17 protein-coding genes, 1 pseudogene and 1 CRISPR repeat array are annotated in these 25514 nt (G+C 45.1%); of the genes and pseudogenes, 9 read left to right on the top strand and 9 right to left on the bottom strand.

Annotated features, from left to right (window positions below; all coding sequences use genetic code 11):
• Positions 1-50 precede the first annotated feature (50 nt).
• The gene (locus tag BARVI_RS02470; RefSeq protein WP_009316578.1) at positions 51-1256 is read left to right on the top strand and encodes an IS256 family transposase; all 1206 of its coding nucleotides are present in this window, start codon (positions 51-53) and stop codon (positions 1254-1256) included.
• 303 nt (positions 1257-1559) lie between these two features.
• On the opposite strand, the gene BARVI_RS02465 is transcribed toward BARVI_RS02470, so the two are convergent.
• The gene (locus BARVI_RS02465) at positions 1560-2768 is read right to left on the bottom strand and encodes a site-specific integrase (protein WP_025277708.1); all 1209 of its coding nucleotides are present in this window, start codon (positions 2766-2768) and stop codon (positions 1560-1562) included.
• Positions 2769-2787: 19 nt separating this feature from the next.
• Complete coding sequence (locus BARVI_RS02460) at positions 2788-4017, bottom strand: site-specific integrase (protein ID WP_025277707.1); 1230 nt, start codon at positions 4015-4017, stop codon at positions 2788-2790.
• 279 nt (positions 4018-4296) lie between these two features.
• On the opposite strand from BARVI_RS02460, the pseudogene BARVI_RS02455 reads away from it, so the two are divergent.
• The 3 genes and pseudogenes from BARVI_RS02455 to BARVI_RS02445 all read left to right on the top strand — a co-directional run.
• Positions 4297-4491, top strand: a pseudogene (locus tag BARVI_RS02455) (tyrosine-type recombinase/integrase); the annotation flags it as partial.
• Between the two features lie 10 nt (positions 4492-4501).
• Positions 4502-4909, top strand: coding sequence for a hypothetical protein (locus tag BARVI_RS02450; RefSeq protein WP_394330823.1), 408 nt, complete (start codon positions 4502-4504; stop codon positions 4907-4909).
• Positions 4910-4931: 22 nt separating this feature from the next.
• Positions 4932-5363, top strand: coding sequence for a hypothetical protein (locus BARVI_RS02445; protein ID WP_157232487.1), 432 nt, complete (start codon positions 4932-4934; stop codon positions 5361-5363).
• A 237-nt stretch (positions 5364-5600) separates the two neighbouring features.
• Here the strand turns inward: BARVI_RS02445 and BARVI_RS02440 are convergent, their stop codons facing one another.
• From BARVI_RS02440 to BARVI_RS02430, 3 genes are read right to left on the bottom strand one after another with little or no spacing between them, the layout of a single operon-like run.
• A complete protein-coding gene (locus tag BARVI_RS02440; RefSeq protein WP_025277704.1) occupies positions 5601-6434 on the bottom strand; it encodes an agmatine deiminase family protein in 834 nt (277 codons plus the stop codon).
• Entirely contained in the window at positions 6416-7054 is a 639-nt protein-coding gene (locus tag BARVI_RS02435; RefSeq protein WP_025277703.1) for a hypothetical protein, read from the bottom strand. The genes BARVI_RS02440 and BARVI_RS02435 overlap by 19 nt, the downstream gene beginning before the upstream one ends.
• Positions 7051-7629, bottom strand: coding sequence for a DUF6642 family protein (locus BARVI_RS02430; RefSeq protein ID WP_025277702.1), 579 nt, complete (start codon positions 7627-7629; stop codon positions 7051-7053). The genes BARVI_RS02435 and BARVI_RS02430 overlap by 4 nt, the downstream gene beginning before the upstream one ends.
• Positions 7630-8024: 395 nt before the next feature.
• Between BARVI_RS02430 and BARVI_RS02425 the strand changes: the two genes are divergently transcribed.
• A complete protein-coding gene (locus BARVI_RS02425) occupies positions 8025-9194 on the top strand; it encodes an IS4 family transposase (protein ID WP_025277566.1) in 1170 nt (389 codons plus the stop codon).
• Here BARVI_RS02425 and BARVI_RS02420 read toward each other — a convergent pair.
• Positions 9186-9383 (bottom strand): helix-turn-helix domain-containing protein, encoded by a 198-nt coding sequence (locus BARVI_RS02420; RefSeq protein WP_025277701.1) that lies wholly within the window; start codon positions 9381-9383, stop codon positions 9186-9188. The two genes, BARVI_RS02425 and BARVI_RS02420, sit on opposite strands and share 9 nt — an antisense overlap.
• Positions 9384-9631: 248 nt before the next feature.
• On the opposite strand from BARVI_RS02420, the gene cas9 reads away from it, so the two are divergent.
• From cas9 to cas2, 3 genes are read left to right on the top strand one after another with little or no spacing between them, the layout of a single operon-like run.
• Complete coding sequence (gene cas9 / locus BARVI_RS02415; RefSeq protein ID WP_025277700.1) at positions 9632-13108, top strand: type II CRISPR RNA-guided endonuclease Cas9; 3477 nt, start codon at positions 9632-9634, stop codon at positions 13106-13108.
• On the top strand, positions 13105-14034 hold the full coding sequence (gene cas1 / locus BARVI_RS02410) for a type II CRISPR-associated endonuclease Cas1 (RefSeq protein WP_025277699.1): 930 nt from the start codon (positions 13105-13107) through the stop codon (positions 14032-14034). Before cas9 ends, cas1 begins: the two co-directional genes overlap by 4 nt.
• The gene (cas2, locus tag BARVI_RS02405; protein WP_025277698.1) at positions 14034-14372 is read left to right on the top strand and encodes a CRISPR-associated endonuclease Cas2; all 339 of its coding nucleotides are present in this window, start codon (positions 14034-14036) and stop codon (positions 14370-14372) included. Before cas1 ends, cas2 begins: the two co-directional genes overlap by 1 nt.
• Before the next feature lie 107 nt (positions 14373-14479).
• Positions 14480-19131: a CRISPR direct-repeat array (repeat unit 47 nt; unit sequence GCTGTATTTAATAAGTCAAAGATACAAATTTGAGAGCGAATCACAAC).
• Positions 19132-19441: 310 nt separating this feature from the next.
• On the opposite strand, the gene BARVI_RS02400 is transcribed toward cas2, so the two are convergent.
• The 3 genes from BARVI_RS02400 to BARVI_RS02390 are packed head-to-tail and all read right to left on the bottom strand — an operon-like array spanning position 19442 to position 23263.
• A complete protein-coding gene (locus BARVI_RS02400; RefSeq protein WP_025277697.1) occupies positions 19442-19651 on the bottom strand; it encodes a hypothetical protein in 210 nt (69 codons plus the stop codon).
• A 60-nt stretch (positions 19652-19711) separates the two neighbouring features.
• Positions 19712-20863, bottom strand: coding sequence for a carboxynorspermidine decarboxylase (nspC, locus tag BARVI_RS02395; RefSeq protein ID WP_025277696.1), 1152 nt, complete (start codon positions 20861-20863; stop codon positions 19712-19714).
• A 24-nt stretch (positions 20864-20887) separates the two neighbouring features.
• Positions 20888-23263, bottom strand: a complete 2376-nt coding sequence (locus BARVI_RS02390) for an ATP-dependent helicase (protein ID WP_038534479.1) — start codon at positions 23261-23263, stop codon at positions 20888-20890.
• A gap of 439 nt (positions 23264-23702) precedes the next feature.
• On the opposite strand from BARVI_RS02390, the gene BARVI_RS12865 reads away from it, so the two are divergent.
• Positions 23703-25394 (top strand): leucine-rich repeat protein, encoded by a 1692-nt coding sequence (locus tag BARVI_RS12865; protein WP_084546959.1) that lies wholly within the window; start codon positions 23703-23705, stop codon positions 25392-25394.
• Positions 25395-25514 lie beyond the last annotated feature (120 nt).

Below are 25514 nucleotides of genomic sequence, written 5' to 3'. Positions count from 1 at the left end.
ATAAACTGTGTCAGGCTATAATAATAATAGTTTAACACAGTTTTTATAATATGGCCAATTTGGAAATAGACTACAAGAAAGCAGCCCAGCAGCTGCGTAGCGGTGAAGCACTCTTCGGTAAAGACGGAGCTTTGGCTCCTATGCTAGAACGTATCCTAAACGCAGCCTTAGAAGGTGAGATGGATGCTCACCTTAATAGCGTTGACTGCAGTTCTGGCAATCGTCGTAACGGCAAGATGAGCAAGACCGTACAGACAAAGTATGGAGAGGTGATAGTCGAAACCCCTCGTGACCGTGACGGTTCTTTTAAACCGGAGACAGTTAAGAAACGTGAGACAATTCTTGCTGAAGGTATGGCAGATCAAATCATCAACATGTATGCTCTTGGTACAAGCACTCGTGATATAAGCAAGTACTTTGAGCGTGAGTTTAACACAACCCTTTCAGCAGAAACCATCAGTGCTATAACCGACCGAGTTATTCCCGAAATAACAGCCTGGAAGTCCCGTATGCTTGACCCCGTCTATGCCATTTGCTGGCTTGACGCCATTCACTACAAGGTAAAAGACGATAAGGGTCGTGCAGTCACTCGTGCAATATACAATGTCCTAGGTGTAAACAAGTCTGGTCACAAGGATCTTCTTGGTATGTATATATCTGAGAGTGAGGGTGCTAACTTCTGGCTTGATGTTATGACCGACCTTCAGAACCGTGGTGTACGTGATATTCTGATTTGTTGCGTAGACGGTCTTAAGGGATTCCCTGATGCCATCCAAAGTGTATTCCCGGAAACCTCCGTTCAGCTATGTGTAGTCCACCAAATCCGTAACTCAATCAAGTATGTAGGAAGCAAGCATCAGAAAGAGTTTCTGAAGGATCTCAAGACCGTATATGGTGCTGTAAGCAAGGATTCTGCATTAGCACAGCTTGACATGGTTGATGAAAAATGGGGTGAGATGTACCCCATAGTAATCAAATCCTGGCGCGACAACTGGGAGCGTCTTACGGAATATTTTCAGTATACTCCTGCAATCCGCAAACTTATCTACACAACCAATACGGTTGAGGGCTATCATCGTCAGGTGCGTAAAGTAACGAAGAACAAAGGTGTGTTCCCGTCAGACACCGCACTTGAAAAGCTTGTGTATCTTGCCTATCGAGACATTAGTGGGAAATGGACTATGCCACTGTCTAATTGGGCACTGATATCACAGCAACTTGCCATAAAATTTGGTGATAGGTTCAAGATTATGTAACTTTGCCTGTGAAAGGCTCCTCTTATTTGTATGCAGATGTGAAATCTGCACACAAATAAGAGGGAAAGAATAAAAAACAGAGCCGTGACACAGTTCAGTTTACACTACCCTAAAAAAGCTTACTAGCTTTAACGATTCTATAGTCTTGTTCTTGAAGCTTTCAAAATCAAATTCCTCTTTCATAAAAACTATGTTAACAAAGTTAATATTTTATTTTACTCTTTGCTAACACAGTTTAATTTATATTCTTTTACAATCCAGGTGACACACTCTAAAAGGTATTGTATTTCTCGGATAAACAACTTATACAGTGCATATTCGTGATGTATATTTACAGCATTTTATCAATTTATCCATATCCTCCGAAATCTTGTCATCAGTAACTTTTGCGTATCCTTGTGTAGTTCTGATATTTGTATGTCCCATCATCTTGGATATGCTTTCCATAGGAACCCCGGCAGAAACCATCAGGGTACCGAAAGTATGACGGCTTTGATGGTATGACAAGTTATGCTTGAACTGAAGGGAAAATCCCAATTCATGTATCTCAAACCAAATCATACTCCGTATAGGTAACGGGAAAATGGGCTGACTATCATCTGTCGTATTATACAAGGAAATTATCTGCTCCGCTACCGGGTGCAATGGTATAAATGACTCAACGCTTGTTTTCTTGCGGTATGTTCTGATATATTTTCGTCCTTCTGCAGTTGTACCTATATGATGCGGATAGAGATTGCGTACATCAACGTAAGCCAAACCGCAAAAACATGAAAATATAAAGGTTCTTCTTGCAAGTTCCTGTAGTGGATCCGGTTTTGGATGGCTCATTATCTCCTGAAGTTGATTCTTGCTTATATACATGAGCTTTGTAGGTGCCTTCTTTTCATATTTTATACCATCCAAAGGATTATATCTCAAAATTCCGTTATCCACGGCAAGATAAACCAGACGTTTCAGCCAGCAAAGACAATGGTTACGGTATGATGGCTTATGAGGGTAATTTGTTTTCAGATACAAAATGAAATTGGTGCCAAACTCTTCGGTAATATCTGTAAAAAGCATGTCCTCTTTGCCCAAAGAACGGATGTATTCACCCAGATAGTAATGATACATTTTTGATTGCCTGTAACTGGAAGTTGAATCTATTTGAATGGAACGGATTTTTAGATTTTCCCGTTCCACTTCCCCTGCTTGTAATATATACTTCGGGATGTCGGCAGTTCCTGTCATGGCTGTTTTCAGAAGTTCCGCACTGATAACGCCGTTCACTTTCAACAGTTCAGCATAAGTTTCATCTACGCGTTTCTTATATTCATCAAGCATTCCGTTCAGCCTGTTATTTTTGACTTCTCCTTTCTTGCTGATCCACTCTTCCGGCTGGCAATACAACCCGGTTGATAATACGACAGCCTTTCCGTCTATTGTAATACGACACATGATTGATGTGGTCCCGTCAGATTTGACTTTACCACGGTTTATATAATATAGTTGCTTATATGTACTTCTCATGATTCTTTCTTTTTTGATTTTATAATACCAGTTTCATATCACTCGTTGCTTCGATGAATTTGTCCATATCCTCAAAAAGTTTTTTAGGAGTTACCCTTGCATAAAGCTGTGTCGTGGTCAGATTGGTATGGCCCAACATTTTGCTGATTGTTTCAATAGGCACACCGGCCTCAAGGGTTATTAAACTTCCGAAGGTATGTCTTCCCATGTGATAGACCAAATCACAGCTTATGCCGGCCAAATCACGCAAACCTTTCATGTGCCGTCGCATATTGGGATGGTGTATCATCGGGAAAAGCTCATCCCTTTCATCCGAACGATATTTTTCTATTAGAGCGATAGCCTCCGGCAGCAATTTGACGCGTGCCTGATAATCATTTTTCTTTCTCAGATACTTTAACCACAAATCGCCCTTATCATCCTTGTATATATTCTCTCGGGTAATTGAAACCGCATCCGCATATGGGACTCCTGTATAACAGGCGAAGAGGAATAAATCTCTGGCTATGTTATGGGTGACTCTTTCTGGGGGTATTACGACATCACGGATTTTCTCAAAATCTTCGCGAGTCAAAGCCCGTGGTGGTTTACGGTGCTCTTGGGGTAGTTTGAAATTCACAAAATAACGCTTCTCTGCATGCCCTTCCTTGAATGCCATCCGGCAAATTTTCTTCAGGATGGCCAGATAATGTCTTGCCGTATCTACCGCAAGTCCCTTGTCCTTCAGTATATAATCCTGAAACTCCCATGGAATGTGTTCATTCAATTGTCCAAAAGCGACATCACTTGTCTTGAATCGTTTTTGAATATATTCACCAAGATACCTGCGGGTGTAAATGTATGTTGACATGGAGCTTTTTGCCACATCAATACCGATTCTTGAGCGCATATCCTCTATATGCATATCAAGCCGTTTCAACAGAGTCATCTGGGTTTCTACACTTCCTTGTAAAAGTTCTTTTACGGCAGTCGCATCAAAATCAATCTTACGTTCTAAAAGTGAATCAAATGCAGAATTGACCGAAAGCAAGAGCCGGTCAATTTTCGCATTAATATCAACGGCTTCTTTACTCTTTCCATTCAGTCGACTTTCTCTTGGATTCCATAACTCCGGAGTACATGACAGCTTACAACTGAATTGCGCCATCGTGTTGTTTACCGTTATTCGCCCCATTATCGGAGCCTTCCCAAATTTGTCTAGACCGCTCTTTTTCAGGTAGAGCAACACCTTGAATTTTTCTACTTTCATACGCTTATTATTTAATGGCAAAATTACCTATTTCATAAGCGTCCTTTGATATGCAAAATGCTGACATATAGTGAATAATAGCTTCTGTGACAGCTTCTTCATTGTTCAGCCAGTTACCTATTCGGCTCAGGTAACTGGGCAGCTAACATTTTGGTAACTGAACACCCGCAATATCCTGTCCATTTTTGCTTTCCCTTATCTCAGCAAAAAACGGAACTTTTGCTCATATTCAACCAATTACGTTTTCCTTTCTCATCCCTTCATCTGCTTGCTACCTATATTCTGTTCCACTGTTTCCGCCACTCCTTCGCTGTTTTGGCATTGAATTACGGTATGCCGATAGAAAGCGTGAGCAAGGTTTTGGGGCATACGAAGATAGCCACCACACAAATTTATGCGAAAGTGACGAACACAAAACTTGACAATGACATTTCCGCCTTTGAAAAGAAAGTGGGCAAGCGTTTCACCATATAATGTGCAGCCTATGAAACGGACAACAATCACGATGGACGGGTGCGGCAAGGTTGCCGTACCGTCCGATGCCGCCAATGTATGGATGAGTGAAATGGAATTGGTAAGGTTGTTCGGTGTAATAGCCCCAACACTCCGTACCGCTATCTGCGCCGTGTACAGGAGCGGAGTGTTGAAGCCTTGCGAGATGGAAAGGTACATCAGGTTGCCCAACGGTTATTATTCGGAAACGTATACCATGCCGATGGTCGTAGCACTCGCTTTCCGTATCAATACACCAATGCTACAAGTGTGCACAACACCCTGTTGGAACGGCTGTACTTACGAAAAGAAAGGCAAGTGCTGTGGGCTGCATTGGGTGGCGGTCAAAGGTACGGGTGTTAGAGTGACAACCGCCAATCTTACCATCACATTTTGTTGAATTGTTGAATATGGTAAATAATATGTTGATATATAATAAAATACGCTCTCAACAGGCAGTCAACAGAAGGAAACGGCTGTTGAAAAGAAAAGGTAAACGGCATACAGCAATGCCTTTACTGTTTCTTTTCGCCTACAAATGTTTTGTGAACGGATTTGTTGAGCGGTTGTTGATGGCATATATTACAGAATGTCAATGTGTTATATCATCTATTCAACAGTTCAACGCTTTTTCACCCCTCAACAAGTCCGCCGGGAAAATGACAGAAGTGAATGTCACCATCCGCAGGTCGGTCGGACGGACTTCCATCCTGCCGACCGACATAGGAAAGCCGATGTTGCAAGAAAAAGAAGAAGGCAATCCGACAACCGCTGACACTGCCGCAGGCTTTTGGGAAACAAAAAGCCATAGTTCATTAGGGCGTTTTCTTCACGCATCGCTTCGCTCATGCTAAAAATACCCTAATGAACCAACGGGGTTACACCCCGCTGGACACCCCCGTTTGCCTCTAAAAGAAGCAGCAAATTGTCCTTTGGGTTACCCAAAGGCAGATGCGTTACTCCAAAGTCGGAACTCTGTTTTTCAATGGTAGCAAGTTTGTGTTTTGGGCAGACCAAAAACCGCTTGCTATCCTCCCGTTGGTCAATTCCCTATTTTTTAGAGATTGTCATTGAATGTCTGTTCAATGAATTTATGAGGGTTGTTTTATGTTCCATGAGACACAGTTGAGACCCCCTCCATGACTGATTATATTTGATATATCAACTGGTTCGATGCAACCTTGATAGTCTGGAAATGCCGCCTCAATTTGCTGTAAAGCCTGTTCATCCTCCTTTATATTGAATACAGGTACTATGATAACATTCTTTGTCTGAAGAAAATTGATGTATGCCCAAGAATGTTCCCTGTTCCGTGGACGAGTGGAGTATTTCATGGATATGACATCAAAGTTCCGTTCCAACTCTTTGAGAAACTTGTTTGCAAAGTAACGGGACATTTCGTAAGCAGTCAGTAAGACTGTATTTCCGTTAACCCAACGGACAATACCATCTGCATGACCGTATGTTTCTGATTTATCCCATGGTAGAAAGACAATGCTACATTCAAATAACTGTTCAAGCATGGCAATTACCTTGTTACGCGGGATATTTTTGTTTTCACAAAACACCTTTTTAGTCATTATCACTTTGTCGGGGCACTTGATAATGTTACCGCCATCTATTATCAAATCTGTTTTGACAGTCGGAATGTTCAGGTCATGCAAAACGGCTGTCGGATCGGTTATATACCTCCTGTTTTTCTCGTTCTGCAAATAGTCAGGAGCATAAGCGTAATGTACAAATTTGGTTTCATTGACTTGTATGGGCATATAGTCCCTGCACCAATAATCTTTGGTATGGCGCAGGAAGCCGTATTTAATCCCATACTTGTCCAATAACTTGCAGATATTATTTATTGGCACAGGAAAGTCCTTCAATGCCCATTCCGAGAAATACACGGTATCAGTCAGTCGGTCGGTAACCATATATCTTCATTGAGTTTAAAGCTCCATTGCCTTTTGTCTTTTTCTGTCGTTTTCTTGCCGTCTTTTATAATGTACACCCCTTTTCTCGCATTTTGCAAAAGATTAGATTGTGGGAAGTGTTCATCATCGACCCATACGATACTGGGCTTGCCGTTTAGCGAGAAGCCGTTAAGATAATATTTCAAATATAGAACTCGTTCATCACGAAACATCCCTTTAGAAGTCAGACGAAGAAACTCTTTTTGCTCAACATCATATATCGAATATTCTCGAATCAGTGCCGAAGCCCTGTATTCCTGTTCTTCATTCTCAAAAGTGATGTCATATCCAGAGCTGTGCATGTAAATCGACATAAGCGGCAAATAAGGCTCCTCGTAAGGTTCTTCTATTTCTTCTTTTGTATGATTCCTGTGATACATGATTGGGTCTTTGATTGCATCCGGTTTGTCACTCTCATCATGGTAGTAAAATTCAATGGTACGAATGTATACTCTATACGCATCATTTACCTTAATATAGCCTCCATATATGAAATGAGGTGCCAATTTCTCAAATGCCGCTGTCAATTTCTCTTCAGAAGAATGACGCTTGAAGTTTGACAGATGTTCAAATAAAGTCATACTTTGGTAAATTTAAGTTCTTCTAATAGAGATTTGTATGTCTTACAGAATTTGCTGGTATCATTGAGAATAACGCCTACATTCTTGATGTGCATAAGCTCATTGAAATACGCCATATCCGCTATTGCCGACCTCATTGCATCAACAGAAGAACTGTAACCTGTCACTAATTTTGCTCCTGTTTGCTTTTTAAATTCTAACGCAACTTTTTCGTTAGTCAATGTCCGGCATGAACTGAAATGAACAATCTTACTGGAGAAAAAATTTTTGTTCATGGCAGCAAGTTCCATCAAGTCAATCCCATCAGTCTCTCCTTCAAATGATATAGTATGATTCCTTCCATGACATGCAAAATAAATGATATCATATTTATCGAATTTGGCGAATTTACGTTTGGTAGTAAAATAGTCCATATAATATTGTAAATCTTCTCTATACAAAATATGTCTATGTATTATATCACATTTGTAGAAATTTCTCAAACAATCCAAAAGCAACTTGGTTTCAAGGTTGAACTGATTACCCTTGTGGCTGTTATACAGCCATTCCGTTTCAAAACAAATTATATTATGCATAGTTTATTCAATAAAGGCATTCATTTATTACTTTGTATCAAGTTTGTTGGGAATAAGAAGCTCACGCACATCACTGCTGTCCGGAGAAGATTCTCCAAAGCAGCTATTATTAATTAATACTCAACTGGTTACGAGGATAATAAAATTTTTCGATTAGAAATCATAGTTTTGCAAGAAGGTATAAACAGCCAATTCTGCAAACTATGAACAAAGGAAAAACAATATTTGCACAGGTTATGTCTCTTATAAACACATACGAATTCACTAGTGTCCGGAGAAAAATTCTCCGACAAGGGTTTAATTATTAAACATCAATAATGTTATAAGCATTAGAAAATTTTTCGATTAGAACATCAGTAACTTTGCGGTAGCCATCAAGAGGTTATCCGCAAGCCATGAACAAAGGAAAAACAATCTTCGCTCAGATTATGTCTCTCATTAACGAATACGAGTTCAAGAAATGTGTCGACCGCTACAAAGGTGACCGGCATGCTATCAAATTCAATTGTCGTGACCAGTTCATGGTGATGAGTTTTGCACAGTTCACTGACAGAGCTGGTTTGAGAGATATAGAGACTACACTTAACCTCTGCGGCGACCTCTATCGCTCCGGAATCAAGGCAATACCTCGATCCACGCTTGCGGAGGCCAATGAGAAGAAGGATTGGCGTATATATCAAGACTTTGCGATGACTTTGGTAAAGGAAGCCACGATGCTTTACAAGGATGAAAAGCTGCGAATTGGTCTTGAGGAGATGATATATGCGTTTGACAGCAGTACCATTGAACTGTGTCTTAAGTTGTGTCCATGGGCCGAGTTTCATCATGGTAAGGGCGCGTTCAAGATACATACACTGATGGATCTGCGAGGCTCGATTCCCACATTTGTCATGCTCACGCCAGGCAAGGTTAACGATGCCAGGATGATGGACAAGATTCCTGTTGAAGCAGGTGCTTTCTACCTGATGGATAGGGGATATGTTGCCTTTGAGAAACTTTACAAGCATTTCCAGCAAAAGGGCGCCTACTTTGTTACACGCGCCAAGGACAATATGTCTTATGAGGTTATTGAGTCCAGACCTGTCAATAAAGACTCGGGCGTTCTTTCGGATGAGACTATCAGACTTGCTGGATATTACTCTACCAGAAAGTATCCAGACACATTGAGACTTGTTGTGTATGAAGACTTTGAGACTGGAAGAGTATATCGATTTCTGACCAGCAACTTTGCGATTGACGATCCGCTGACTATTGCGGAACTCTACCGTGAACGCTGGCTGATAGAACTGTTCTTCAAATGGATCAAGCAGCATCTTCACATCAGGACTTTCTACGGCACTTCCAAGAACGCCGTGTACACGCAGATATGGATAGCCATTTGTGACTATCTGCTGCTCATCATTGCGAAGAAGCGATACGGGTTGGATCCAAGTCTTCATTCTATCTCTAACTCAATCGGACAAGTCCTCTTCCAGAGGGCGGATATCCGTGAAATTTATAATCAGCCGACAACTCCCGTTTGTGTTCCGGAGGCGGGTTCTGTCGAGCAACCTACTTTATGGTAAAATTTCTCCGGACAGCAGTGCACGCACATCTATTTTCAAGATGTCTGCAATCTGATATAAAACAGGAATGGGAGGCTGCACCTTGTTCGTAGCATATAGATTGACCATATTAAAAGTCTTTCCAAGCCTATTTGCTAATTCTGTTTGGCTAATGCCCTTAGTCTCCAATACCTCTTTTATTCGGTTCATATCACATTCTTTTGTCTGACGGTTACAAAGGTACAAAATTTTATTTGGTATTTTGCTTGTTTCTCAAAAGAAAGTGCTAATTTTGCAAATAGAACAAGAGGTGTTTGACAGAAATACACTGCATATCGCAGAAAATGTGACCGTTGCCAAGTCATTACCTCACCTTTTGAGGAATGCTCATAAGTAGCTTATTTTTAATTAGTTCCTGTTTAACATCAAATTCTGTTTGCAAAATTGAATTGATTGCTATGAAAAATATTTTGGGGCTGGATTTGGGCTCTTCGAGTATAGGGTGGGCTGTGATTCATGAAGATGATACGCATGGTGAGCTGGTGACTATGGGTAGTCGCATTGTGCAGCTTTCGCCCGATGAGTTATCGTCGTTTACCCAAGGAAACGGAGTATCGGTGAATGCGCAGCGTACGCAGGCTCGGGGACAACGCCGGGGGTATGACCGCTACCAGTTGAGGCGGGCATTGTTGGTGGAGAAGTTACGAGAGTTGGATATGTTGCCCGATGTTTCTTTGACGGGTTTGCCGAAGCTGGAGCTATGGGGATTGCGGGCTCGCGCTGTGACCGAACGTATCGGACTGCGGGAGCTGGGGCGGGTGCTGTTTCATCTGAATCAGAAGCGGGGGTATAAATCGACGAAGAGTGATTTCTCGGGCGATAAGAAGACGACCGATTATGTGAAGACGATTAATAATCGGTATGACGACTTGCAGGCTGCGGGATTGACGGTCGGTGAACATCTGTATAGAGAGTTGTCGGCCAATCCGTTTTATCGCTGCAAGGAGCAGGTGTATCCCCGCCGAGCCTATGTCGAGGAGTTTGACCGCATAATGGCTTGCCAGCAGGCCTATTATCCCAGCTTGTTGACCGATGAGCAGATTCGTTGCCTGCGTGATGAGATTATTTTTTACCAGCGTCCCTTGAAATCGTGCAAACATCTGGTATCGGTTTGTGAGTTTGAAAAGCGGCGATATGTCAATGCCGCCGGAAAGGAGGTAGAGGCCGGGCCCAAGGTGGCGCCCCGCACCTCGCCGTTGTTCCAACTGTGCCGCATGTGGGAGAGCATTAACCATATTGTGGTCAGGAATCGGCAGAACGAGATACTCGAGATTTCACTCGAGCAGAAGAATCAGATTCTGGCGTTCATGAATACGCACGAGAAACTCAGAATAACCAACCTGTTGCAGCTGTTGGGGTTACCCAAGTCGGGCGGTTATCGGTTTGGCGACCAGTTCAAGGCTGGTATACAGGGAAACAAGACCCGTATCGACATAGCGACAGCGCTGGGCGACTATCCCGACAAAGAGCGATTGTTGCAGTTCAATGTCCGTGAGATTTCCTCGTCGATGGTCGATGAAGAGACGGGCGAAATTCTGCCCATTATCGACCCTTCATTCGAGCAGGAACCGCTGTACCGGCTGTGGCATGTGCTCTATTCGATTGACGATCGTGACCAGTTGCAGGCCGTATTGCGCCGGCAGTTTGGCATTGACGACGAAGAGGTGCTGGCTCGATTGAGTGCCCTCGATTTTGTCAAGGCCGGTTTTGGCAACAAGTCGAGCAAGGCGATGCGCCGCATCTTGCCCTTCCTGCGGTTGGGCTTGAACTATGCCGATGCCTGTGCCGCGGCCGGATACAATCATAGCAACAGCATGACCAAGGCCGAGAACGAGGCTCGCGAACTGCTCGACCGCATACCGGCCATTCGCAAGAATGAGTTGCGCCAGCCTGTGGTGGAGAAGATTCTCAACCAGATGGTCAACGTGGTGAATGCGCTGATGGCCAAGTATGGGCGCTTCGACGAGATACGTGTGGAGTTGGCCCGAGAGTTGAAGCAGAGCAAGGAGCAGCGGGAGAAGAGTTATAAATCCATGCTGAGCACCCAGCGCGAGAACGAGCGGATTGCCGCCCGCATAGCCGAGTATGGTGTTGTGACACGCTCGCGTATCCAGAAGTACAAGTTGTGGGAGGAGACCGACCATTGCTGCATCTATTGCGGACAACCGGTTGATGTACACGATTTCCTGCAAGGCTTTGGGGTGGAGATCGAGCACATCATACCCAAGTCGTTGTATTTCGACAACGGTTTCGCCAACAAGGTGTGTGCTTGTCGCCGCTGCAATAGCGAGAAGGGCAATTCCACCGCCTATGACTACATGAGCCATAAGGGAGCGTCTCTTTTCCAGGCCTATGTGGACCGGGTGAACGACTTGAAAAGCCGGAATAAGATCAGTGAGAATAAAATGAAAAACCTGTTGACCAAGGTCGAAAATATTCCTGACGATTTCATTGCCCGACAGCTGAAAGAGAGCCAGTATATAGCCCGCAAATCGAGAGAGCTGCTCTCGATGGTGTGTTGCCAGGTGACGGCTACCAGCGGTTCGGTGACCGATTTCCTGCGGCATACGTGGGGGTGGGACACCGTGCTGCACGACCTGAATCTGCCGCGTTACCGTGAGGCGGGACGTACCGAGATAAAAGAGGTGCAGCACAAGGACAAAGAGCAAATCGTGGGGTGGACCAAGCGTCTTGACCACCGGCACCACGCCATCGACGCCCTCACGATTGCCTGTACCAAGCAGGGATATATCCAGCGACTGAACAACCTGAGCGCCCTGGGTAAAAAGGCGGAGGGAGAGGAGGCTGCCAGCGGTAGCGAGAATGGCTCGCAGAATCTGGAACGGTATATCCAGGCACAGCCCCATTTCTCGGTAGCTCAGGTGCGCGAAGCCGCCGATCGGATATTGATTTCGTTCAAGGCCGGTAAAAAGTCGGTTACTCCCGGCAAGCGGTATATCTACAAAAACGGCAAGCGTGTCGTTGCCCAGCGCGGTCTGCTGGTGCCTCGCGGTGCATTGAGCGAAGAGAGCGTGTATGGCGTGGTACGACTCTGGGAAAAAGACGACCGGGGGAATCGTGTCCAGGTGCAGCGGGCCGTACTCAAATATCCCGTTACCTCGATTGACAGCAAGTCGCTCGATAAGGTGTTCAATAAGGGTATTCGGGAGATTCTCTCGAACCGTTTGGAACAGTATGGCAACGATCCCAAGAAGGCCTTTGCCACCCCCGTGTACAGCGATGCCGAGGGTCGCAGGCCCATTCGCACGGTGCGATGTCTGGCCCGGCCGGCAGTCGATACGCTGGTACCGTTGCGGTATGACCGGGACGGGAAGCCGATAGCCTGGGTCAACCCGGGTAACAATCATCATGTGGCCATTTATCGTGACGAGGCGGGTAAATACCGGGAGCAGGTTGTTACCCTGTGGAACGTCGTGGACCGGCGGCGAGCCGGGTTGCCGGCCATCATCACCGATCCCCGTGCGGTGTGGGACAGCGTGTTGCAGCGCACCGATCTCCCCGAACCGTTGTTGAAGAGCCTGCCCGATGTAAAGTGGCAGTTTGTACTCTCCTTGCAGCAAAACGAGATGTTTGTCCTGGGTATGAGCGACGAGGATTTTCGCTATGCCATGGACCATCACGACTATGCCTTGCTGAACAAATATCTCTATCGGGTACAGAAAGTAAGTAAGGGAGATTATTTCTTTAGATTTCATGTTGAGACGATGGTCGACGATAAATATGACGGGAAGACAAACATGGCTTTATCTATCCGTATGGGAAAATTGAAACGGGTGAGTGTCAAGTCTTTGTTGTCTTTGAATCCTTACAAAGTGCATTTATCGGTCTTGGGCGAAATAGACGAAGTATTATGATCAAGCGCACATTGTATTTCGGTAATCCCGCTTACCTGAGTTTGCGCCGGGGGCAACTGGTCTTGCGGCTGCCCGAGGTGTCGAAAAACACCTCGCTGCCCGAATCGTTCAAGCGGGAAGCCGAGCGCACGATACCCGTCGAAGATATAGGAGTGGTCGTACTCGACCATTCACAAATCACGATTACACAGGGATTGCTCGAAGCGTTGCTCGAGAACAATTGTGCCGTGATTACCTGCGACAAGAACCGGTTGCCGGTAGGACTCATGCTCCCTCTGTGCGGCAATACAACCCAGAATGAGCGGTTCCGTCATCAGCTTGCTGCATCGCAGCCTCTGAAAAAACAGTTGTGGCAACAGACCATTCAGCAAAAGATTGCCAACCAGGCCGCCGTATTGGAGTCGAGAGGCGCCGTGGCGAAAAATATGCGGGCCTGGGCCGGTGAGGTGCGCAGTGGCGATGCCGACAATATGGAGGCCCGTGCAGCAGCCTACTATTGGTCGGCACTCTTTCCCGAGGTGGACTGCTTCCGGCGCGACAGGGAGGGGAGTCCGCCCAACAATCTGCTCAACTATGGCTATGCCATTGTGCGAGCCATGGTTGCAAGATCGCTGGTTATTAGTGGACTGTTGCCCACTTGGGGAATCCACCACCACAACCGGTATAATGCCTATTGTCTGGCCGATGATGTGATGGAGCCCTATCGCCCTTATGTAGACCGGCTGGTGTGCGGTGTAGTGAGTAGCGGGGACGATTATACCGTATTGACCCATGAATTGAAAGCAAAACTGCTGTCCTTGCCCGTGATGGAGGTGAGTATACAGGGGCGTCGATCCCCCATGATGGTCGCTATTGCACAAACGACGGCATCGCTCTACAAATGTTTTTGTGGAGAATTGCGCAAAATAGTTTACCCCGAGATGTGATGAGCCTCGACCGTTTCAGTGAATATCGCATTATGTGGGTATTGGTATTTTTTGATTTACCGACAGAGACCAAACGGGAGCGGAAATTCTATGCCGAATTTCGTAAGAAACTTATACAAGACGGTTTCACCATGTTTCAATTCTCTATTTATGTGCGGCATTGTCCCAGTCGAGAAAATGCCGAGGTGCATATTCGCCGGGTAAAACTTTCATTGCCCCCGTTGGGAAAAGTCGGAATCTTGTGCATTACCGACAAGCAGTTTGGTTTGATGGAGATATTTTATCGCGCCAAGGAGGCCAAGCCGCAGGTCCCTCCACAGCAACTCGAATTGTTCTAAATCTAAAAAGCCGACCATACGATCGGCTTTTTAGTGAAATACAGCTTTGATTTTAATTTCTAATAATTGCTATAATCGGTTGACTATTAATGAGCTATACAGATTGTGCTGTATTTAATAAGTCAAAGATACAAATTTGAGAGCGAATCACAACGACAAAAACACAAGGCCGGAGCGGTTTAGGGCTGTATTTAATAAGTCAAAGATACAAATTTGAGAGCGAATCACAACTTATCATCTCGGAGGCTGCGACAAAGATATGCTGTATTTAATAAGTCAAAGATACAAATTTGAGAGCGAATCACAACACCGACAGAGCCGAGAAACCGACAAGACAAGCTGTATTTAATAAGTCAAAGATACAAATTTGAGAGCGAATCACAACGTAGAACGCTGAAATATCTTCCCGGCCGCGCTGTATTTAATAAGTCAAAGATACAAATTTGAGAGCGAATCACAACTCTTTTTGAGCTTGGGTTTTCAAATTCTTGGCTGTATTTAATAAGTCAAAGATACAAATTTGAGAGCGAATCACAACTGCAAGTCCTTGATTCCGGCCGACGTCAAAGCTGTATTTAATAAGTCAAAGATACAAATTTGAGAGCGAATCACAACGTAAAGCTCGTCGTCCCGACAGTCTTTATAGCTGTATTTAATAAGTCAAAGATACAAATTTGAGAGCGAATCACAACCACTCCAAGTTTGGTGACCTCTACGTTATGCTGTATTTAATAAGTCAAAGATACAAATTTGAGAGCGAATCACAACCTATATTCCCAGATTGATAGGTCAAAGTAGGCTGTATTTAATAAGTCAAAGATACAAATTTGAGAGCGAATCACAACCATCTCCATAAGTACGTCACCGCGAGGAGAGCTGTATTTAATAAGTCAAAGATACAAATTTGAGAGCGAATCACAACCTCGTTGGTGATGCTATTGCTTCTGGTTTTGCTGTATTTAATAAGTCAAAGATACAAATTTGAGAGCGAATCACAACGCTTCTCTCTTGCGCCTTTTCGATTTAATGGCTGTATTTAATAAGTCAAAGATACAAATTTGAGAGCGAATCACAACTTTTCCAGATAATGTCCCACCAGCGCTGAAGCTGTATTTAATAAGTCAAAGATACAAATTTGAGAGCGAATCACAACCGAACGAGCGGCCTATGTATTCGGTTCCGAGCTGTATTTAATAAGTCAAAGATACAAATTTGAGAGCGAATCACAACTATCTATTTATCACTCTTTTTTCTTTGAAGGCTGTATTTAATAAGTCAAAGATACAAATTTGAGAGCGAATCACAACAGGTTTGAGCTTCGGGGCCTTTGGTGTCGTGCTGTATTTAATAAGTCAAAGATACAAATTTGAGAGCGAATCACAACCCAACGGGAAAGATAGCGGTGTACTTTTGGCTGTATTTAATAAGTCAAAGATACAAATTTGAGAGCGAATCACAACTAGTCAAAAAGTCCTTCTCCCAGTTAGCACGCTGTATTTAATAAGTCAAAGATACAAATTTGAGAGCGAATCACAACTGATGGGCAAGGTCACCAACATCAACAGAAGCTGTATTTAATAAGTCAAAGATACAAATTTGAGAGCGAATCACAACAGGCTCCCAAGGGTATGAATTCTACTTTTGCTGTATTTAATAAGTCAAAGATACAAATTTGAGAGCGAATCACAACAAAATTGAGAGTAAGGCTCGCGATATGGCGCTGTATTTAATAAGTCAAAGATACAAATTTGAGAGCGAATCACAACCAGGGCACCAACTGATACATATAAAATACGCTGTATTTAATAAGTCAAAGATACAAATTTGAGAGCGAATCACAACGGGCTACCCCGAAATTAGGTTTGCAGTTCAGCTGTATTTAATAAGTCAAAGATACAAATTTGAGAGCGAATCACAACTACGATGGCTATCAAAAGCAACTACCAAGGCTGTATTTAATAAGTCAAAGATACAAATTTGAGAGCGAATCACAACCGACGGTTGAGAAGGCAGGTCGACCAAGCAGCTGTATTTAATAAGTCAAAGATACAAATTTGAGAGCGAATCACAACTTGGCTTCCTCGTATCTCTTTTCGAGGGCCGCTGTATTTAATAAGTCAAAGATACAAATTTGAGAGCGAATCACAACACAATGTCAAGAGCCACTCGGGTTTTCCCGGCTGTATTTAATAAGTCAAAGATACAAATTTGAGAGCGAATCACAACGGCGGTGGTCGGTTATGAACAGCCGCGTGTGCTGTATTTAATAAGTCAAAGATACAAATTTGAGAGCGAATCACAACTCACTCTTATGCACATTCACCAACTTGGAGCTGTATTTAATAAGTCAAAGATACAAATTTGAGAGCGAATCACAACAAAAATCACTGTCGGGCGATGCAAAGTGACGCTGTATTTAATAAGTCAAAGATACAAATTTGAGAGCGAATCACAACCGATAGCGAGTTTTTCGTCGGCTGTAAGTTGCTGTATTTAATAAGTCAAAGATACAAATTTGAGAGCGAATCACAACCGCCCCGTCAGGGTCCAGTTTGTCGTGGTCGCTGTATTTAATAAGTCAAAGATACAAATTTGAGAGCGAATCACAACTCGTCTCTGATAGCTTATTACACCATTCTGGCTGTATTTAATAAGTCAAAGATACAAATTTGAGAGCGAATCACAACACGAACACGAGAGAAACATACGGAACCAATGCTGTATTTAATAAGTCAAAGATACAAATTTGAGAGCGAATCACAACATTGCGGATTAGGGTGTTGACTAAATGCAGGCTGTATTTAATAAGTCAAAGATACAAATTTGAGAGCGAATCACAACTCAAAAGCACTTTGCAAATCCTGCGCCATGGCTGTATTTAATAAGTCAAAGATACAAATTTGAGAGCGAATCACAACTTCCGATCGAGACTTTCATTTCTCTTCCTCGCTGTATTTAATAAGTCAAAGATACAAATTTGAGAGCGAATCACAACGAAGAGCCTTATCATGATTTTGCCTCTGCCGCTGTATTTAATAAGTCAAAGATACAAATTTGAGAGCGAATCACAACTGATGTTCTTTTGACCTTCGTGTCAAAAAGCTGTATTTAATAAGTCAAAGATACAAATTTGAGAGCGAATCACAACCGTTATACCGTTGTTGCTGCCATTGAGCGTGCTGTATTTAATAAGTCAAAGATACAAATTTGAGAGCGAATCACAACGTCAATTCCTTCACTTTCTGAGGCGTCAAAGCTGTATTTAATAAGTCAAAGATACAAATTTGAGAGCGAATCACAACTGGCTGATATGGATTTAACAAAGGCCGAAAGCTGTATTTAATAAGTCAAAGATACAAATTTGAGAGCGAATCACAACATTGTGACATTGACTACCTCGAAAGAGGCCGCTGTATTTAATAAGTCAAAGATACAAATTTGAGAGCGAATCACAACTGGCGTGTATTTTTATTCGTTATCTTCGTGCTGTATTTAATAAGTCAAAGATACAAATTTGAGAGCGAATCACAACTTTAAATTAAGTTTATAATATTTTTGTTTGCTGTATTTAATAAGTCAAAGATACAAATTTGAGAGCGAATCACAACGACGTCGAGGTGCGTTATGATGATTTGAAGCTGTATTTAATAAGTCAAAGATACAAATTTGAGAGCGAATCACAACTTCCGGTGAGTGAAACGAATCACCCCGACAGCTGTATTTAATAAGTCAAAGATACAAATTTGAGAGCGAATCACAACCTTTTCTATTTCGGGCTGCCAAAATCGACCGCTGTATTTAATAAGTCAAAGATACAAATTTGAGAGCGAATCACAACGTCAATTCCTTCACTTTCTGAGGCGTCAAAGCTGTATTTAATAAGTCAAAGATACAAATTTGAGAGCGAATCACAACTGGCTGATATGGATTTAACAAAGGCCGAAGCTGTATTTAATAAGTCAAAGATACAAATTTGAGAGCGAATCACAACTACAAAACTCATCAAGGCATTTTTTATATAGCTGTATTTAATAAGTCAAAGATACAAATTTGAGAGCGAATCACAACATTGACTTATGAAGCCGGTCTGCCACCTCTGCTGTATTTAATAAGTCAAAGATACAAATTTGAGAGCGAATCACAACGCGCGTCTTTCAGATTTTTTTTACTCATGTGCTGTATTTAATAAGTCAAAGATACAAATTTGAGAGCGAATCACAACATTGAATTATTTTCGTATCTAATCAATAAAGCTGTATTTAATAAGTCAAAGATACAAATTTGAGAGCGAATCACAACATGACGGAGATATAGTAGTTGGAAATTCTGCTGTATTTAATAAGTCAAAGATACAAATTTGAGAGCGAATCACAACTGCTGGTTGCAGAACTCTTCGGTCGAGAAAGCTGTATTTAATAAGTCAAAGATACAAATTTGAGAGCGAATCACAACCCATAAGCAAGTATTTCGGCTTTTTGGCTTGCTGTATTTAATAAGTCAAAGATACAAATTTGAGAGCGAATCACAACCGTCCATATATTCGGTTGTCGTTTGTTCGTGCTGTATTTAATAAGTCAAAGATACAAATTTGAGAGCGAATCACAACAGGCTGTCGATGAGTGTCCGCATCACGCTGCTGTATTTAATAAGTCAAAGATACAAATTTGAGAGCGAATCACAACAATGAAGCTGATGCTAATAAAAGACGTTATGCTGTATTTAATAAGTCAAAGATACAAATTTGAGAGCGAATCACAACCGGCGGCGCTGCTGGCGGTGCCGTCAAACGCTGTATTTAATAAGTCAAAGATAGTGAAAGGCGAGAGCAGTGGCAAACGAAAACGGTGTTTTCAAGTTTGACAAGGCCGAGCCACCTCCTATCTTCTTGAAAGATACAAATTTGAAAGCGGATCACAACACTTGCGGATGACGATTGTGAGGTCCACGCGCTGCATTTAATAAGTCAAAGAGGGTGAAAGGAGAGTACCCAACAAACAGCCGTTACGATTTGAGGGTCGATGTCGGATCGGTAGCGGGTTTTCATGGTGAGTCGGTGGGCGTTTGGTTGATTAGACGATGCCGCCGCCGAGCAGGAGCCGCAAGATGCCTACGATAATCGAGACGATGCAGAGGGTCTTGCCGTTGTCCGACTTGATGAGGACGCAGATAATCAGGAAGATAATCGATAGGGGTATGGCTACCCAGTTGAGTATTCCCAGCAGGGGAATGAAGGCTACCAGGGTGACGAGTAGCGCGATGATGCCTAAGAGTGTTCCCATTGTATCGCTTGGTTTTGTGGGTATAACAAATGTGTGCCGCAAGGGGTTGACCCGCAGGGGTCAATCCATGCGGGTCTTGTAGTCGTTGTAGTCGAACTCGCGCCACATCTCGACCGTGCCGTTGCTTCTGAGGCAGGCGATGGAGGGGTGGGGTATGCCGTTGAACATGGTGGTCTTGACGGTGGTGTAGTGAATCATGTCTTCAAAGATGATGCGTTCGCCCACGGCGAGTTCGTGGTCGAAGTACCAGTCGCCCATGTAGTCGCCGCTCAGGCACGAGTTGCCCCCCATGCGGTAGGCGTAGAGCCCGGTGGCGGGGGTGGTGACGGCTCCGCGAATAGCCGGTTGATAGGGCATTTCGAGGCAGTCGGGCATGTGGCAGGCAAAGGAGACGTCGAGTATGGCGGTGCGTATCTGGTGGTTCTCGACGATGTCGACCACGGTCGAGACCAGCGGGCCGGTCTGCCAGCCGAATGCGCTGCCGGGTTCGAGAATGAGTTCGAGGTTGGGGTGGCGACGTTTGAAGTCCCGGAGGAGATGGACCAGGTGGTCGGTGTCATACCCCTGGCGGGTCATGAGGTGGCCGCCGCCCATGTTGAGCCATTTGACTTGCGGGAGCAGGTGGCCGAATCGCTCCTCGACCCGCACGAGTGTCTTTTCGAGGTCGTAGGAGGTCGACTCGCACAGCGTGTGGAAGTGCAGCCCTTCGACGCCTTGCGGCAGCGTGGCCAGCTTGTCGGCGGTGATGCCCAGTCGCGACCCGGGGGCACAGGGGTTGTAGAGGTCGGTTTCTACCTCGGAGTATTCGGGGTTGATGCGCAGTCCGCACGACACGCGGTTGCCGTCGGCTACGACCTGGGGGTAGAAGCGCTCGAACTGGCCGATCGAGTTGAAGGTGATGTGGCTGCTGTACCGCAGTATGGCGGGAAAGTCACGCTCGGTATAGGCGGGCGAATAGGTGTGGGCGGGGCTGCCCATCTCCTCGAAGGCCAATCGGGCTTCGTGTATGGAGCTGGCGGTGGAGCAGGGTATGTACTCCCGAATGATGGGGAACGATTTCCACAGAGCATAGGCCTTGAAAGCGAGTATGATGTTTACCCCCGCAGCCTCCTTGACCGAGCGAATGAGTTGCAGGTTGCGGCGCAGACGCTCCTCTTCGAGAACGTAGCAGGGCGAGGGGATTTGCATGAGTATCGTGTCGTCGTTGTGCATGGTGGTATAGTGATGGGTTTATGATTATTCGATCAGGGTGAACTTGGCGAATTTGAGCAGGAGCTGTTTCCGGCCCACGTTGTCAAACTCGACGGTTATTTTGCTGTTGTCGCCCGTGCCCTCGATGGCCGACACGGTGCCGTTGCCGAATCGGGCGTGGCAGATGCGGCTGCCCACCACGATGGCTCCGGCGGCGGTTGTGGCCGAGGTTTGCGGCGCGGAGGAGTTGTCGCTCGCGGGACGGCTCTCGATGCGGGTGAGCCGCTTGGCCGGAGCCGGGGCGGTGAAGGGACGAGGCGCCGGGGTGCGGCTGTCGTCGCTGTCGTCGCGGCGGAAGGGCTTGCGACCCCATTCGCCGGCGAAGGAGTTGCGCCACGGCCTCTCTTCGAGGGGCTGCTCCTGCCGGGCTTGGGCAGGCATGTCGACATACCTCGGGTCGAGCTCTTTGAGGAACCGGCTGGGAGGTGACGACACCGTCTGGCCGTTGCGGTAGCGGGTGAGGGCATAGGTGAGGGTGCAGTTCTCCTCGGCGCGGGTGATGGCTACGTAGAGCAGCCGCCGCTCCTCCTCGATTTCGCGCTCGCTCTCCTGACTCATCGACGAGGGGAAGAGGTTCTCCTCCACACCCACGATGAATACTTGCTTGAATTCCAAACCCTTCGAGGCGTGTACGGTCATCAGTGTCACCTTGTCCTGCTCGGCCTCGTCGCCGTTGTCCTGGTCGGTCGCCAGCGAAATCTCGGCCAGAAAGTCGGAGAGCGTGGTGTTCTCTTCGCCCGACTCCTGACGCAGTGTGCAGAACTCCTGCACACCGTTCAGCAGTTCCTCGATATTCTCTTGCCGACTGATATTCTCGGGGGTGCGCTCGGCGGTAATGTCGCGCATGATGCCCGACTGGCGCACGATGGTCTCGGCCAGTTCGGCCGTGGTCTGACGGGTGGCTGCGAGGCGGAAGCTCTCGATAAGCTCCTTGAATCCCTGCAACTTGTTGAGTGTGCCGCTGTTCACCTCGACACCGTTCCCCTTGGGGTCGTCGAGCACGTTCCAGATGCTGAGTCCACTCTCGTGAGCCCGGTCGATGAGTTTGGTGAGGGTGGTGTTGCCGATGCCCCGGGTGGGGTAGTTGATGACCCGTTTGAGCGCCTCCTCGTCGTTGGGGTTGATGGTGAGGCGGAAGTAGGCGATGGCATCTTTAATCTCCTTGCGCTGGTAGAACGAGGTACCCCCGTAGATGCGGTAGGGAATGTTGCGTTTGCGCAGTGCCTCTTCCAGCGTGCGCGACTGGGCGTTGGTGCGGTAGAGTATGGCAAAGTCGTTGTAGCGGCAGTGGGTGGTGAGGCGCAGTTCGGCAATGCGGTTCGAGACGATAAAGCCCTCCTCGAAGTCGGAGTAGGCACTGATTACCTTCACCTTGTTGCCCTGCTCCTTTTGCGAGAATATCTGTTTGGGAATCTGCTCCTTGTTTTTGGCAATCAAGCTGTTGGCCGTGTTGACGATGTTTTGGGTAGAGCGGTAGTTGCGTTCGAGCTTGAAGATTTTCAACCCCGGGTACTCTTTGCTCAATCCCAGAATGTTGTGGATATTGGCCCCCCGGAAGGAGTAGATGCTCTGGGCATCGTCGCCCACCACGCAGATGCGGTTGTGCTCCTTGCCCAACTGGCTCACGATGAGGTGTTGGGCAAAGTTGGTATCCTGGTACTCGTCGACCAAGATGTAGGCAAAGAGGTCACGGTAGTGCTGCAACACGTCGGGGTGGTCGCGGAACAGGATATTGGTGTTGAGCAACAGGTCGTCAAAGTCCATGGCCCCCGACACGAAACAGCGGTGGCGGTAGATGCGGTAAATCTCGCAGATGAGCGGACGCTTCGAGCGGGTATCCATCTCGATCAACTCCCGGTTCTTGGCATACACGTGCGGCTCGATGAGGGCATTCTTGGCGTTCGAGATAATCGACTGCACGGTCGAAGGCTTGTACACCTTGTCGTCGAGTTGCATCTCCTTGATGATGCTCTTGATGAGCGAGAGGGAGTCGGAGGCATCGTATATGGTGAAGTCGTGGCGATAGCCCAACCGGTCGGCATTGGCCCGCAGGATGCGCGAGAAAATCGAGTGGAACGTGCCCGCCCACAATCGCGAAGCCGTCTCGATGCCCACCACCTCGGCAATACGGTTTTTCATTTCGTTGGCCGCCTTGTTGGTAAAGGTCAGTGCCAGCAGCCGGTAGGGGGGATACCCCATCTGCAAGAGGTGAGCAATCTTGTAGGTAAGCACCCGAGTCTTTCCCGACCCGGCACCGGCAATCACCAGCTCGGGTCCCTCGGTATAGAGTACGGCATCGCGTTGCTGCTCGTTCAGGTCGTTCAAAAAATCTTCTTCCACGTTTTCTTTCTCTGGTTGCATCATGCAAAGATAGTGAAAGTCGAAAACAGAAAAACAAGCTCGCTTGATTTTTATGCTGAACCGCAGCCTATCTTCTGGAAAGATAGCGAAAGGTGAGAGTAGAGACAAACGAAAACAGAGTTGTCTTTTCCTCTTCTATTTCTGTAAATCAGATTGTTATTATTATTTCATTCATGTAAGAAAAAGAACCTAAAAATTTGTATTGATAATTTTATATATTATTTTTGTGATATTAGTTATTGTAAAAGCATATTGTTTAATGATAAGGTGTGTTAAGAAGTGGAACCCTTGCTATTCTTATCATAAGAAGTGAACTATTGATAAATAGTCGATACTTTGACAACATGTCTATTAAGTAAACAAAACGTTCCCTATGCTTTTATTTTTTATACTCACTCATCGAAGGGGACTGGTGAGTAAATAGAAATAGTTATTGTATATGAAATTACATTTACGTCACTGTTTTTTATTTTTTGTGGTTTTGTGTGCAGCCCAGGTTAGTGCTAAAAATTATGATTTCCAAAAAGATGGAGTCTATTATTTGATTTATGGAGATTCAGTTGCTGTTTCTAGTGATGCTCCATTGTCTTATTGGGGAGATATTGTTATTCCACCCTCGGTTGAATATGGCGGGAAAACTTATATAGTGGGAAGTATTGATGATGGGGCGTTTCACCTTTGTTCTATGATGACCTCCATAGAACTTCCCGAGACGATAACTCGTATAGGTGATGATGCTTTTGGGGGGTGTATGGGATTGACCTCCATAACCATACCCACATTGGTAAGAAGTATAGGCGAGTCTGCGTTTTACAACTGTTCGGGGTTGACTTCCGTAGAGCTTCCCGAGCAGATAGAACATATAGGGCCCTATCTATTTCAGTATTGTTATGCTCTGACCTCGGTAATCATTCGCGGCAACGTGACCGATATTGGGACGTTTGCTTTTCAAGATTGTATAAGTTTGTCCTCGATTACTCTCCCAAATTCATTGCAATATATTGATAACTATGCCTTTCAAGGTTGTTCCAAGTTACAATCGATTGTAATTCCCCAACAAGTGACCCGTATTGGCTCTTTTGCCTTTCAAGGGTGTAGTAGCTTGACTTCAATTACACTTCCCGAAGCATTGCAGCATATTGAACTCTCTACATTTTCGGAATGTACGAAGCTGGAATCGGTAACCATTCCTAATTCGGTGATTAGTATTGACCGCTTGGCGTTTAGCGGATGTAGTAGTTTGACCTCGATAACCATTCCAGGTTTGGTAAGCAGTATCAATGTCGAGGCTTTTAAAGAATGTACCGGGCTAAAAGAAATTGAGGTTGTAGAGGATAATTTGTATTATGCATCGTCAGACGGAGTCCTTTATAATAAAGAGTATTCGGCTTTGTTGTTTTGCCCAATAGGAAAGACCTCGTTGACTATACCCGAATCGGTAGAGCGCATTGGGTCGAGGGCTTTTTCCTATTGTACAGGTTTGACCTCGATTACAATACCACAGTTTGTAAATCGTATTGAAGAGTCGGCCTTTTTAGGGTGCAATGGATTGCAGGAGATATATGTATTGCCCGTTTTACCGCCCGAAATAAAATCAAATACCTTTAATAGTTATAATTACAATAGACCTCTGTATGTTCCTTCGGGCTGTGTGACAGCATATCAATCTGCTGAATTTTGGAGCAATTTCAAGAATATTCAAGAAAAGAAAAACCGATATACGATTGAAGTCTATTCGTCCGATAATGCCAAGGGTAGTGTACAAGGGGGCGGAGAATATGATGAAGGAGAAACGGTGACTCTCACGGCTATTCCCGAGAGCGGCTATCGATTTGTACAGTGGAGCGACGGAAATACCGAAAATCCACGTCAAATAGTTGTTACCGAAGATTTGACACTGACTGCCGAATTTACGGAAGATAGTGGTGTCGATATGGTGGAAGAGAGCACGATGCGTATATATGTCAGTGATCACGTATTACATGTAGAGAATGTCGATGGTAATTATCAGGTTTACACATCAATGGGCCAGCTTGTTTATGACGGTAGAGATACCCTTGTTCCTCTGGTGAATGCCGGTATTTATGTAGTGCGTATGAGTGATTGTTCTCGACGTGTAGTGGTGAAGTGATTATAATTTTTAATGAACCCCAAAAAGGCGGCAGGGAAATTATCCCTGCCGCCTTTTTGGAATTTGTATTATGCTACTTGACACACAGTAATCAGAAGGAGGTGGCGAAATGTTTCGTGT

It is taken from the genome of Barnesiella viscericola DSM 18177 (assembly GCF_000512915.1).
Taxonomy (GTDB): domain Bacteria; phylum Bacteroidota; class Bacteroidia; order Bacteroidales; family Barnesiellaceae; genus Barnesiella; species Barnesiella viscericola.
This window is presented reverse-complemented; position numbering and strand designations above follow the sequence as displayed.